Origin of the sequence: Streptomyces sp. B1866, assembly GCF_031932565.1 — a bacterium.
Lineage (GTDB): Bacteria > Actinomycetota > Actinomycetes > Streptomycetales > Streptomycetaceae > Streptomyces.
This window is the reverse complement of the sequence record NZ_JAVSCF010000001.1, coordinates 35,685-47,818: the sequence shown is the minus strand read 5'-3', so window position 1 is coordinate 47,818 and position 12,134 is coordinate 35,685. Positions and strand designations below refer to the sequence as shown.

Sequence of the window (12,134 nt, the reverse complement as noted above, 5' to 3'; positions counted from 1 at the left end):
GAATGAGTTCGGGTAGCGAAGACCGGAACGAAGGGGGAGTGCAGGCGTTGACGGAGAAGGAGTTGAAGGTGCTCCGATGCGGACTGCTTGAGTGGAGCGGTTCTGCTCGTGGTACGGAAGAGTTCGCGGTCGCCATGGGCTTTTCGAGCCTTGCGGAACTGCTTCGGGAGAGCAAAAGGATTCGCTCGGCGCTTGCACAGGGAGAGGGGCTGGAACCAGTCGACTGGGCGCGGGTTCTCCTTGCTACGGAAGTCGCCTTCGTGAGTGACGTCGTCGGATCGGGGCATGACTGGTCAATCACTACCGGTTTCTCCGATGAGGAGGCGGTGAAAATTCTGCGGTCCGTCCAGCGTAAGCTGGCGCGAACGGTCCTGCCGCTCATCGGCCATTACCTGGGTACTCGGGCGCAGGAGTAATGGATGGTCTCTGGCGCATTCATGTGCATCCCTCCTCATTCCTTTCTGTGGGCGGCGGGACGCGGGTAGTGTGGGGCCGGTTTCCCGGTTTGGACGGGCCGGAAATAGCTGATAGTGGGCACTGAAGGCGACGGGGTGGCGGGCGTAATGACGACTCGGCGCGGGCGCAGGCCGGCGGGTAGCGCGGTGCAGTTGACGTTCGAGGTCATCGCCGAGACCCTGCGGGAGCAGATCCACTCCGGGCGGCTGAAGCCGGGCGATGCGCTGCCGACGCAGACCGCGTTGATGCGGGAGTTCGGAGCCTCCAGCCTGACCGTGCAGAAGGCCATGGCCCTGCTCAAGCAGGACAGCTGGGCGGTATCGCGCCCCGGCAAGGGCGCCTTCGTCGCCCACCACGACCAGGCCGGCGCGGATGACCTCGATCACCGGGAAGCGACCGCCCCCGCAGGCGGGACGGCGGCCCGCGTCGAGGCACTGGAGCAGGCGCTGGCCGATGCAGTCGGGCAGCTCGCCGAGCTCCGCGCCCGCGTCGCAGTTCTGGAAGCGGGCAACGACGAGCCCGGCCGCTGACCTCCCGTTCCGGGTAGACCAGGTCCTGCGTCCAGATTTTCTCTACGAGGTTCAAGGCGGCGCCCGCCCGCCAGAGCTGGCCACCGTCGCCGACCGACCCACCGTCGGGCGAGCAGCCGACGCCCGCGTGAGGCGCAGGCAGACGGCCAGACGCGGGCGCGAGCGGGAGCTGACTTGGTGCCACCGGGCGCAAGTTGTGCGGGGTGGAGTCCTTGCCTGTCGCACAGCGAGTTGTCGCCTACGACCGTCCTACGGCCGGATCGCAGGCACATGGCTGACCAGGGGGGCCGACCCTCACGCCCGCCGGCGGACTCGCCGAGCGCGGTGGTCGGCGTTGCCTCCGTCGGAGGCCGACTCCTCCCGCCCCCGCCCCGCGCCGTCAGACCGGGCGACGCACCAGCCCGGCCGTACGCTGCCTCTCCCGCTCGGGCGCGATCCTGCCGAAAGAAGCCGACCGTCAGGACGAAGGGGGGAGTGCGGGGGTGTGCGACGCTGGAGTGGCTGCGGTCGCGGCGACGATACGCGACCTGAACTGCGTATTCGCGCTCTCGCACCTCGTGCCATATATCATCGGCGATATGGACAGCGGGCGGTACTCGATCGAGATCGAGCCGGAGGTGCGGCTGTGGCTGGAGAACATTCCCGCCCATCACTACAAGCAGGCCGAACGCGTCGCCGACCTGCTCGCCGAGCAGCCCACCACCCTTGACGAACCGCACTCCCGCCACCTGGGCGGCAAGCTCCGCGAGCTGCGCTTCCGCCTGGGTGATGCCCATCAGCGGATCACCTACTGGCTGGCGCCCGGCCGACGTGTCGTGCTGCTCACCGTGTTCCGCAAGACCAAGATGCGCGAGCAGGCCGAAGTGGACCGCGCCCACGCCGCACAGCGATGGTGCGAGGCAGAGCATGATGCCGCCGCTGAGCACGACCTCTACAGCCGCAACCTCAAGGAGTCTCAATGAACCACAGCGAATGGAGGACCCGCCGCCACCGCCAGCTGCTGGGCGAACACCTGGACGCTGACCCCGAGTACGACCGGGTCTACGAAGAGGCCGGCCTTGCCATGACACTGGGCAAGGCCGTCTGCGACCGGCGTAAGCAGCTGGGTCTGAGCGAGGCCGATCTCGCCGAGCGCATGCAAGTCGACGTTGATGACATCGAAGGTATCGAGACGGCCACTGAGCTGCCGCCCATCGCGGTCATCATGCGCCTGGCCCGCGCACTGGACCTCACGGTGGACGTGCACCTCGCCGGCGGAGACGAGCCCACCGTCACCATCGTCGCCCCGGCGGCCTGAGGCGGGGAGGAACCATGCAGGACCCGCCTTCCGCGCTCGCCCGTGAGCTCGGGCAACTCGTCCACCACCGGCGCATCGAGCTCGGGCTGTCCCAGGCCGAGCTGGCGGAGCGGTGCGGGATGAAGCAGCCGCAGATCTCCCGCTTCGAAGGCGGCGGGACCGTGCCCACGCTTCCCCTCCTGCGCCGGCTGGCTCAGGCTCTCGGCGCCGACCTGACCATCAGCCTCACCCCGCACGACAAAGCCGCTTGACACGCATTCGGAATTCCTGGAATTCCCCAGGCGATGTAGACCACCGACGGCAGTAGTGACGGCAACACCAGCAGACTCCAGCGCACGAGCACGAACATCTGGCGACTGCCAAATTGCCCGCTGGCCAGCAAACTTGCAGGTAGGAGCGGCCTGGCCTGCACACGTACTATGTGCTGGCGGGCGAGACTCCGGTTCTCGTTCACAATGCAAACTGCGTTGATGCGATGCTCGATGATGCCTCTGAGGCGTACGTGCGAGGTGAGCACATGCCCGGAGGGCGTCAGGTCACTTCTGACAAGAGCGTCTTCAATTCAGACGTGGACCTGGACGACCTGGTGGATAAAGCAAATCGATGCAAGTGTCATGGTCCGAATGCGAACGGGAACTTTGAGCGCGACGTCAATGCGGGTACTGTGTTCGGTCGCCTATCGGATGACGCTGGTGGGTTGCCCACGACGTGGTATCGAGTCGTCCAAGACAAGTACGGCGGCGTGATCACAATGCATCCGATTCCGAAGTCGGCAGTTGTTCGTGGGGTCGGCTCGGTCTTTGCGGGCCGACCCCACGAAATAGAGTGGGAGTTTTAATGGGTCTTGCGGTTTACATTGAAGATCAGAATCATCAGCGGGTGTATGCAGGTAGGGAGGTTGGAGCTTACCTCGAAGCGATCTTGCCGTACGTTGATGCTGATGCCCTTCTAGCGGGAGTTCATCTTCATGGTGACACAATGTTCAACTCTCCTCAGTTGGTGCGGGTAATGGGCGAAATTGACCTCTTGGTTGAGCGAAATTTCGACGCAAAGAGTGATGCGGTGGAATTCAAGTCAATTCTAGACGGGGTGGTCAGGCGCAGAGGTTACCTGTGGATCTCCGGTGATTGACTTGACTCGATTCCTGCAAGCTATCTTGTTCTTCAATGCAGCGCCCGCAAAGGATGAGTGGCCAGATGTGTGGCAGGGTCAAATTTCCCTGCCGGCAGAGAATGAAAGGTGATTGACTCCGAACTGTCGGAGGGTCGCGCCATTGATTTCGCCGAATTCGGTGGCTCTTCGGGCATCACCGTTCGCGTATAGTATCGTAGGGGAAAATGCGATTGATGAATACTGGACAGGGCTGGAGTGATTTTGGGTAGCGGAGAATGGGGCGAAGGGGGAGAGTCGGTGCTGACGGAGAAAGAGTTGAAGGTGCTCCGGTGTGGACTGCTCGAGTGGAGCGGACCTGCTCGTGGTACGGAAGAGTTCGCGGTCGCCATGGGCTTTTCGAGCCTTGCGGAACTGCTTCGGGAGAGCAAAAGGATTCGGTCGTCGCTTGCCCATGGAGAGGGGCTGGAGCCAGTCGACTGGGCACGGGCTCTCCTTGCTACGGAAGTCGCCTTCGTGAGTGACGTCGTGGGATCGGGGCATGACTGGTCAATCACTACCGGTTTCTCCGACGAGGAGACGGTGAAAATTCTGCGGTCCGTTCAACGCAAACTGGCGCGAACGGTCCTGCCGCTCATCGGCCATTCCCTGGGTACTCGGGCGCAGGAGTAATGGATGGTCTCTGTGTCAAGAGGCGCAGTGAGAGCGAAGGGCGGGCGTCGCAGGGAGCCGCCCTGCGAGACTTTGGTCAGCCTTCGACTGGACGTGACGGAGAACGATTCTGTATCGAGATGGACGGCGAGGAACTTCTCGGTCTAGGCGTGTCTGATGGAGGCGGTGAACGGGCTTTCGTGTGCCGAGTTCTATATCCGAACCGGATGGGCTCGGGAAGATGTCGGTGTGGTAATCCAGAAAATCGATCAATTCGCGCACGGAGGTGGCCCCGAGTTGATTGTGGACATCCCCGAGGCCGTGGAAGAGAAGGAATACCCGAGACGCCCGCGACCGTAGCATGTCCTGGAATCCCCTGTGCCGGACCGACAGAAGCGGCCTGACTCGGTACTGGGTCGGCTATCGCGACCACTACTCACCCCTTCTGGAAATCAGCGGGCACGTCCAATGAGCGCATTTCGCATGTACCTCAGGGTGGTAAGCCAGTCCTTGCAGCCGGAGGGCATGTCCAAGAGGCTGGGAGTGGAGCCCGACGAGTCGACGTCGATCGGAAGCCGCAGGTACCCGCAGTCGCCTCCGCGGTCGCATGCGACCTGGATCCGACGCGTCGGGGCTGCGGGAGGCTGCGACAGGCCGGAGGATCTGGAACAGGTGGTTGTCGGCTGGGGGCCGGACCTCGCGGATGCTCTCGGTCGTCTCGCCGACTCCGGTGAGGCCGCCGTCTCTCTGGTGATCGTTCAGGAGATCAGAGACCTCGACGACCCGCAGCAGAAGGGCATCTTCCTTGGAGCCGACCTGCTGGCCTGGATGGGTGCGGCCAAGGCGTCACTTGACATCGATCAGTACATCTATCACGAGTGCGGCGACGAAGCGGACAACGCCATTTCGTAGAGAAGTTCGGTGGACAGGCTTGGCGAACTCCTGATGGCGCCCTGTCCCTGTGCTCCGGGCGCCCGGAGCACAGAGACAGGGCGGAGGGGCAGGCGAGGTCAGCGCCGGGTCAGCGGTCCCGCCCCCTCCAGCACCGCCGCGCACCCCCGCCGCTTGCGGCAGCCCGCCTCCGGTGCCAGTCGCGGCAGCTTCGTGTTGCCCTGGTACTCGACCTCCCGGCCGTCGCCCTCCCACCACCACGCCCGGTCCGCGTCCCAGAAGTTCCCCGTGACGCGGATCCGCCGAGGCGACACCCCGCCCAAGTTGTTCTGGTTGCGATAGAGCACGTTGTCGCGGAAGGTGATGTGGTCGCCGCCGTCGTCCGGATACAGCGCGTACGGCGGGAAGTTCGCCCCCGTCGCCGCCCGGCTGTCGACGTCGTGGACGACATTCCGCTCGACCACGGCGCCCTTCTCGAACGACGGCCCCTGCGGCCCGTTGCCGTAGATGCCGCCCCCGTCGATCAGGACGGAGTTCGTGTGGTGCACCAGGTTGCCCACCACGCGCACCCCACCCGAACTCGTCGCGGTCCCGCCGCTGTTCAGGTAGACGATGCCCGAGTACGGGATGTGGTCGACCTCGTTGTGCGCCACCGTCGCGTCGTACGTCTCGTTCAGCAGGATGCCCCACGAGCCGCGGTAGTCCCGGCCCACGTCGTGCACCCGGTTGTCCTCGATGCGGATGTCGCGCGGCGCCGCCGCCGCGCCGTCCGCCTCGCTCTGGACGTGGATGCCGCCGCCCGAGACGTCCTCGATCGTGCTGCCGCGCACCGCGATGTCCCGGCTGCCCTCGCCCAGCCCCAGGGCGGTCGTGCCCAGCCTCGTGAAGCGGTCGCCCTCGAAGGTGATCCGGCTCGCGCGGCGGAAGGAGACGGCGGACGGGATGGCGGCCGACGCCTGCTCGACCGGGTCGTCGCCCACGTAGTACCAGGTGCCGATGACGTGCGGGAAGCCCGTCGGCCTGTCCGGGGCCAGCCAGGTGGTGTGCGCGAACTCCAGGCCGCGCAGCGCCACGTGGTGCAGCGGCGCGCCCGCCCGGCCGTCCCCCGTGACGAGGTGCTGGAGGACCGGGGCGACGACGTTCCGCGGCAGCCCGTGGTAGTACAGCACGTGGTGGCCGGGCCGGGACCGGTCCAGGTACCAGCTTCCCGGCTGGTCGCGCAGGAAGGACGCGCTGTTCTCCACGGCGGTCGGCGCGGTCAGGCCCGGGTCGCCGTACAAGCTCTGGTACAGCTCCTTCGCGCGCCGGTAGCACGGCTGGTCCATGGTGATCTCGGTGCCCGTGGCGTCGCCCCGGACGCCCGCCACCCCGCACCGGCCCTCCGAGTAGGAGGTCGCGAAGGTGTACACGAACTCCACGTCCTGCGGCCGCTGCCAGGACTGCGGCGCCGTGCTCTCGGTGATGTAGCCCTTGTCGGTCGGGTACAGCTCCGGCAGCCTGCCGCGCAGCGCCGCCCGTCGCGCCCGCTCGCCGTTCACGAAGAGCTGGCGCGTGTCCAGGTCGCCCACGTCCGCCCGCCACACCCCGCCCTCGGCCCGCTGCCAGCCGGTGACCGTACGGCCGCCGTCGAGGGTGACGGGCTCCTGGCGGCCGGTCCCGTAGCCGTACGCCTGGTAGACGACCCGGTGGCCGCCGGTCCCGGAGTCCCCGGCCTGGGCGGACAGGGCCAGTGGGCGGGTCAGCCGGTACGTGCCGCCGCGCAGGTTGACCACGATGTCCGAGGTCATGCGGGGGGTCAGGGCGCGTACGGCCCGCTGCGCGCGGGCCGGCGTGGCGAACGGGTGCTCGGCGGTGCCCGGGCCGTGGTCGTCGCCCCAGGGCGCGACGTACAACTGGGTGGGCGGGGCGGCCGCGGCCGGGGTGGCCGGCCCGGTCGAGGCGGCCAGCAGGGGGAGGGCGAGCAGGGCGGCGCACGCGGCGCGACGCGGGCTCGGCGGCATGGCTGACGTCCGTTCTGGCTGGCGGGTCGGTCGGTGAGCGACGCTACGGACCGGCGCGGGCGGGCCGCATCGTGCGCGCGGGGCAGGCCGGGCTTCGACTTTCGGCGAGGGGGCAGGGTCAGGATCCGCCCTCGGTCGGATCCTCGGGCCGTCGAGGCCCTGCCGCTGGCCCGCCCGTCGCGGTCCGGCTCCGACGAGACGCCCGTACGCGCCCCTACGACCAAAGTCGAGCCCCGGGCCCGAAGGCCGCCCCAGGTCGTACCCGCCGACCGCCCCGCAGGCCGACGCCCGCGCCGCCCTCCGAACGGCAGGCTGGCGACCACGCCGCGGGACCACAGGGCGCGGCGGAACAAGGCGACACGAGGGGAGACACAGCGGTGGCGAGCGAGGGCATCAGCCGGGGCCGGTTCCTGGCGGCGGCGGGGGCGGCCGGGGTCGTGGCGGCGACGGGGGCGCTGCCGACCGCTGGAGCTGCGAGCGCGGCGGGGCACCGGCGCCCCGACCGGTCGGCCCGCCGCCGCGGCGGCCTGACCTACCGCGGCGTCGACTACGCGGTCTCCGACGGTGAGACCCCTGCCACCGGCTGGAATCCAGTCCGCATGCGCGCCGACTTGCACGCCATCCAAAACGACCTGCACGCCAACTCGGTCAGCGTCTTCGGCGACGGCGTCGAGCGGCTGGCCGCCACCGCCCACCACGCCGCCGACCTCGGCCTGCACGTCTGGCTCCAGCCGCGCCTCGGCGACGTGCCCGAGGCCGACATCTTCGACCACCTCGCCGAGACCGGCCGCCACGCCGAGCGGATGCGGCGGCACGGCGCGCGCGTGCACCTCAGCGTGGGCTGCGAGTTCGTGCTGTTCGTACCGGGCATCGTGCCCGGCGCGAACGCCGTCGAGCGGATCGAGAACATCACCAAGGGCAACTACGACCCCGAGCACCTGAGCCGCGAGCTGCGCCGCGTCATCGCCCGCGCCGCCGAGGTCGGCCGGTCCGTCTTCCGCGGCCCGCTGACGTACGACGGGGCGCACGGCGACGAGGTCGACTGGACCCTGTTCGACATCGTCAGCGTCAACTACTACGAGTACCACCGCGACCGGGCCGCGTACGTCCGTGAGCTGTCGGCGTACCGGCGCTGGGGCAAGCCGGTCGCCATCAGCGAGTGCGGCACCTGCACGTTCGAGGGCGCCCCGGAGGCGGGCGGCATGGGCTGGGATGTCGTGGACTACGGCAAGACGCCCCCGGAGATCACCGGCGGCCTGGTGCGCAGCGAGCGGACCCAGGCCGCGTACCTGTCGGACGTGATGGACGTCTTCGAGTCCATGGGCCTGTACGCGGCGATGGTGTACGAATTCGTCACCCCGGACGCGCCCCACTGGCCCGGCGACCCGCTCCACGACCTCGACATGGCCAGCTACAGCCTTGTGAAGACGATCCGGGACGACCCGGCGGACCCGGAGTCCGACTGGCACTGGGAGCCGAAGGAGTCCTTCCACGCGCTGGCGCGGCGGTACGGTCGCGCGGCCGCCTGCTGAGCCCGCCGCCCCTCGGGTCCCGTAGGGGTACGAGTACGAGCCGAGGCCCGGACCGTGCCAGCATGCACGGCCATGGACGAGACGACGGAGGAGTACGGGTACGGGTACGGGCACCGGTACTCGTACGGCAGCCAGTCCCCGTACGGCGGCGCATACCCGTACGGCGGCGAGTGCGCGTACGAGCCGGGCGGCGAGACGCTGGCCGCGATAGCCGCCCTGCACGGCGCCGCCCCCGACCGGGTGCGCCCCCTGGTCCCGGCCTTCCCCTCGGGCGGGGCGAACCACGTCTTCGCGCTGGGGGACCGCCTGGTGCTGCGCATCCCGCGCAGTCGGCGGTTCCTGCCCGGCCTGGCCAAGGAGGCCGCCGTCATCCCGGCGGCGCGGGCCGCCGGGGTACGTACGCCCGAGGTCGTGGCGTTCGACGGCACCTGCTCGTCGGTGGGCGTGCCGTACATGGTGCTCGCCCGCGCGCCGGGTGCGGACCTGGCGGCGGCCGACCTGCCGGAGGAGGCCGCGGACCGGGTCTACCACCAGGTGGGCCGGGAACTGGCCAGACTCCACCGCCTGTCTCCGGCGTCGCCCGAGGCCCCGGGCCTGCGGTCCGCGGTGCCCGAGGACGACGAGGGCGGGGACCCGCGGGACCTGGTGGCGCGTCTGCTGGCGGAGGGCTGGATCGACGCCGGGGCGGCCCGGTGGCTGACCGGCTGGTTCGACCGGCTGTCGGAGCACCGTCCCCGGGACAGCCCCCGGGTCCTGACGCACGGCGACATCGCCCCGCAGAACCTCGTGGTCTCCCCGCGCGACGCGAGCCTGACGGGCATCGTGGACTGGGGCGACGCCCAGTGGGCCGACCCGGCCGCCGAGTTCGCCAAGATCCCGCCGACCGGTGTTCCGGCCATGCTCGCGGGGTACGGGCGGGAGGCGGGCGGAGGCGCCGCCGCGGCGAGCGGGCGGGCCTGGGCGGCGCGGGTGCTGTGGTGCCACCTCACCTGGGCCCTCGCCCGGCTGCGGGACCCGGCCCCGCGCCCCGGCGAACGCCACTGGACCGCGCCGTCGGCCAGTCGGCTGCTGGGGCTGCTGCGGTTCTACGCGGCGGGGGCGCCGGGGATCTGGGCGGGGCTGACGTGACCGCGGGGGTGTCCGGCGGGCCGGGGAAGCCGGGGAGCGCGGCCGTACGGCTGCCGCCGCTACCGGCCCGGCGGGCGCTATCCGGAATCCGCACTGTCGAATTGGCGTCCGATGAGGGACGGCGGAGATTCCCTGCTCAATTCCATGACAACTCCGGAACATGGGAACCCGGTGAATCACCCGCCTTCTTCCCGCCTTCCCGGTGGCAGGTTACACGTCTTGACGTGTGGTGGGCGCAACTGTACTTTCCGAGCAGGACGAATTCACGCACGTTCCCAGGGGTGATCCCGGGGATTCCCCAGGGTCGCGCCGTATTCGAGGATTTCCGCAAGAGTCTGAAGCCCCTGACGCCGGGCCGGGTGAGCCGTGCCGCAGGCAGCGCCCGCCGCCAGGTGCGCCGAGTACGTTCGCACGTCCTGTGCACGTCGTTTCCAGTCCTGCACCGAATCCGGCGAGCGCGCGCCTCGTCGCGCCGCGACCCGGGCGCCACGGGAGGTCATTCCATGCGCACCCGAGCGACCACGAGCCCCAGGACCACAGCCGTGCGGGCCACCGCCGCGGCCTTCGGACTGGCGGCGGCCGTGCTCGGCACGCTGGGGACCGGCTCCGCCTCGGCGGACCCGGTCTCCCTGACGCTCGACTACTCTTGCGTCTTCCCGCAGATCGGCTCCCAGTCGCTCCGCGTCCAGGCGAACGCGGACCTTTCAGGCTCCGTTCAGCCCGGCTTCCGGGCCGTGAAGATCACGCTCAGCACGGTCAACACACTGGGTTCCGATCTCTCCAGGCAGCTCTACTACGGGGGCGTCAGAACGCTCGGAGGCTCGACCCGGGTGTCTGTGAAGGTCATCGCTCCCCAGGGCGATGTCACCGTCAAGCCGACCCTCGGGATCACGCCGACCGGCGTCACCCAGGAGGGCCCGGCGTCCTTCCCGGCCACCGGCAGCGCCTCCCTCCCGTATTCCAGCAAGCCGGACACCTGGAAGGTCGTCCTCGGGAACATCGACCTGAACCTGTCGCTGAAGGACGCCACCGGCACGCCGATCGACCTCGACGGCGACGGCGACGGCACCTTCACCGTCCCCTGCGCGCAACTCCCGGGCCAGAACAATGTTCTCGCCCAGTCGCCTCCCGCCGTCGACTGGCGACCGGCGACGGATCGTCCGGCCCGGGGCCGGTGACGCTCGCCCGGCCCGGGCCCGCGGTGCGGCCGGGGCCGGGCCGGGTCTCCCTCCTGCCGTACGCGCGTGCAGGGCGCGCGTGTGCCGTGCTCGGCCCCTGCCCGGCCCCCTGCCCGGCCGCCCTGGAGGCGCCGGTCCCCGCCGCTCCTGTCGGCCCGCTGGTCCGCTATTCGACTCCGCGGTGTCCGTAGTGGTCCGCAGTCAGGCGCATTCGCTTCCGGTGATGGGCGGCGGCGGCTCGTTGCTCAATTCCGTAACAACTCCGGGAGGCGGCGGCCGAAGGAATCCGCAACCTTCTTCTCACCTCTCGGGGAAACGGGTACATCCCTTGACGGGTGACACGGGCAACTGTACTTTCCGAATCGGGAGGAAGGCGCACGCCACGGGATGATCCCCGTGGCTGCGGAGGATTCCGCGCTATCTCTGTAAGGCCGGGAAATACCTGATACGGGGCGGGGTGAAGCCTGCCCGGAAAGTGTCCGGTGTCAGGTTCGACAGGTGTGTTCGCACGTCCTGTGCACGTCGTTTTCAGTCCTGCACCGAATCCGGAGGCGCGCACCTCGCCGTGCCGCGCCCCGGGTGCAAACGGGAGGTAATTCCATGCGCACCAGAGCGACGAAGAGAACCAGACTCAGAGCCACCACGGCCACCGCCGCGACCATCGGACTGGCGGCGGCCGTGCTCGGCACCGTGGGAGTCGGGTCCGCCTCGGCGGTCCCGGTCTCCCTGACGCTCAACTACTCCTGCGTCTTCCCGCTGCTGGACGAGCAGCCCATCCAGGTCAAAATCAGCTCGGACATTCCCCAGACGATCGCGGTCAACACCCCGACCGGAAAGATCAACATCAGCACCGTCACCACGGTGAACGCCGACGTCACCACGGCCCTCGGCCTCGTCGGCGCCACGACGCTCCAGGGCTCGGCCAAGGCGAGCGCGACGGTCTCCGTCCCGCAGGGCAAGGTCACCGTCAAGCCGACCTTCGCGATCCCGTCGACCAACGTCCCCGAAGAGGGCTCGTTCACCGTCGCGGCCAGCGGCGCCGCTCCCTCCCTCCAGTTCCGTCAGGCGGGCTCCGGGACGATCACCGTCGGGGACATCGTCCTGACGCTGTCGATAAGGAACGGCGCCGGCGCGGTGATCGACCTCGACGACGACGGCAACGAGACCTTCACCGCGCCCTGCACGCAGCTCCCGGGCCAGAACAACGTCCTGGCCAAGTTCACCATCACCGCCTGACGCCCGCCCGTCATCCGGCGAGGCCCGCCCGACCCGGGCCCGGGAGTCCACCGCCCGTCGCGTGGACTCCCGTTCTCGTCCGCCCGCCGCCCCCGGGGCAGGCGCCTTTCTCTGGAGGCCGGTTT

Annotated in this window: 12 protein-coding genes and 1 pseudogene; 12 read left to right on the top strand and 1 reads right to left on the bottom strand. The window is 69.2% G+C overall.

Features of this window, described 5'->3' with window-relative positions; all coding sequences use genetic code 11:
- Window positions 1-47 precede the first annotated feature (47 nt).
- From RKE29_RS00195 to RKE29_RS00160, 8 genes and pseudogenes are all read left to right on the top strand, one after another.
- The gene (locus tag RKE29_RS00195; protein ID WP_312002863.1) at window positions 48-416 is read left to right on the top strand and encodes a hypothetical protein; all 369 of its coding nucleotides are present in this window, start codon (window positions 48-50) and stop codon (window positions 414-416) included.
- A 186-nt stretch (window positions 417-602) separates the two neighbouring features.
- Window positions 603-986, top strand: coding sequence for a winged helix-turn-helix domain-containing protein (locus tag RKE29_RS00190; RefSeq protein WP_312002862.1), 384 nt, complete (start codon window positions 603-605; stop codon window positions 984-986).
- Window positions 987-1,564: 578 nt separating this feature from the next.
- Window positions 1,565-1,948: a type II toxin-antitoxin system RelE/ParE family toxin gene (locus RKE29_RS00185; RefSeq protein WP_312002907.1), complete on the top strand. Its 384-nt coding sequence runs from the start codon at window positions 1,565-1,567 to the stop codon at window positions 1,946-1,948.
- Entirely contained in the window at window positions 1,945-2,283 is a 339-nt protein-coding gene (locus RKE29_RS00180; protein WP_312002861.1) for a helix-turn-helix domain-containing protein, read from the top strand. The genes RKE29_RS00185 and RKE29_RS00180 overlap by 4 nt, the downstream gene beginning before the upstream one ends.
- A gap of 29 nt (window positions 2,284-2,312) precedes the next feature.
- Window positions 2,313-2,534, top strand: a pseudogene (locus RKE29_RS00175) (helix-turn-helix domain-containing protein); the annotation flags it as partial.
- A 586-nt stretch (window positions 2,535-3,120) separates the two neighbouring features.
- Complete coding sequence (locus tag RKE29_RS00170) at window positions 3,121-3,414, top strand: hypothetical protein (protein ID WP_312002860.1); 294 nt, start codon at window positions 3,121-3,123, stop codon at window positions 3,412-3,414.
- A gap of 279 nt (window positions 3,415-3,693) precedes the next feature.
- Window positions 3,694-4,065, top strand: coding sequence for a hypothetical protein (locus RKE29_RS00165; protein WP_312002859.1), 372 nt, complete (start codon window positions 3,694-3,696; stop codon window positions 4,063-4,065).
- Between the two features lie 462 nt (window positions 4,066-4,527).
- A complete protein-coding gene (locus RKE29_RS00160) occupies window positions 4,528-4,956 on the top strand; it encodes a DUF4279 domain-containing protein (protein WP_312002858.1) in 429 nt (142 codons plus the stop codon).
- 98 nt (window positions 4,957-5,054) lie between these two features.
- On the opposite strand, the gene RKE29_RS00155 is transcribed toward RKE29_RS00160, so the two are convergent.
- On the bottom strand, window positions 5,055-6,935 hold the full coding sequence (locus RKE29_RS00155) for a right-handed parallel beta-helix repeat-containing protein (protein ID WP_312002857.1): 1,881 nt from the start codon (window positions 6,933-6,935) through the stop codon (window positions 5,055-5,057).
- Between the two features lie 377 nt (window positions 6,936-7,312).
- Here RKE29_RS00155 and RKE29_RS00150 point away from each other — a divergent pair, with 377 nt between their 5' ends.
- The 4 genes from RKE29_RS00150 to RKE29_RS00135 all read left to right on the top strand — a co-directional run bounded on the left by RKE29_RS00150 (window position 7,313) and on the right by RKE29_RS00135 (window position 12,009).
- Window positions 7,313-8,467, top strand: coding sequence for an abortive phage infection protein (locus RKE29_RS00150; RefSeq protein ID WP_312002856.1), 1,155 nt, complete (start codon window positions 7,313-7,315; stop codon window positions 8,465-8,467).
- 72 nt (window positions 8,468-8,539) lie between these two features.
- Window positions 8,540-9,595, top strand: coding sequence for an aminoglycoside phosphotransferase family protein (locus RKE29_RS00145; RefSeq protein WP_312002855.1), 1,056 nt, complete (start codon window positions 8,540-8,542; stop codon window positions 9,593-9,595).
- A 503-nt stretch (window positions 9,596-10,098) separates the two neighbouring features.
- Window positions 10,099-10,773 carry a DUF6801 domain-containing protein gene (locus RKE29_RS00140; protein ID WP_312002854.1) on the top strand — a complete coding sequence of 225 codons (675 nt, stop codon included), beginning with the start codon at window positions 10,099-10,101 and terminating at the stop codon, window positions 10,771-10,773.
- A 600-nt stretch (window positions 10,774-11,373) separates the two neighbouring features.
- On the top strand, window positions 11,374-12,009 hold the full coding sequence (locus RKE29_RS00135) for a DUF6801 domain-containing protein (RefSeq protein ID WP_312002853.1): 636 nt from the start codon (window positions 11,374-11,376) through the stop codon (window positions 12,007-12,009).
- Window positions 12,010-12,134 lie beyond the last annotated feature (125 nt).

Coding starts and splice junctions, on each gene's coding strand:
- RKE29_RS00185 (WP_312002907.1), top strand. CDS start 1,565: ATGGACAGCGGGCGGTACTCGATCGAGATCGAGCCGGAGGTGCGGCTG.
- RKE29_RS00180 (WP_312002861.1), top strand. CDS start 1,945: ATGAACCACAGCGAATGGAGGACCCGCCGCCACCGCCAGCTGCTGGGC.
- RKE29_RS00170 (WP_312002860.1), top strand. CDS start 3,121: ATGGGTCTTGCGGTTTACATTGAAGATCAGAATCATCAGCGGGTGTAT.
- RKE29_RS00160 (WP_312002858.1), top strand. CDS start 4,528: ATGTACCTCAGGGTGGTAAGCCAGTCCTTGCAGCCGGAGGGCATGTCC.
- RKE29_RS00155 (WP_312002857.1), bottom strand. CDS start 6,935: ATGCCGCCGAGCCCGCGTCGCGCCGCGTGCGCCGCCCTGCTCGCCCTC.
- RKE29_RS00145 (WP_312002855.1), top strand. CDS start 8,540: ATGGACGAGACGACGGAGGAGTACGGGTACGGGTACGGGCACCGGTAC.
- RKE29_RS00140 (WP_312002854.1), top strand. CDS start 10,099: ATGCGCACCCGAGCGACCACGAGCCCCAGGACCACAGCCGTGCGGGCC.
- RKE29_RS00135 (WP_312002853.1), top strand. CDS start 11,374: ATGCGCACCAGAGCGACGAAGAGAACCAGACTCAGAGCCACCACGGCC.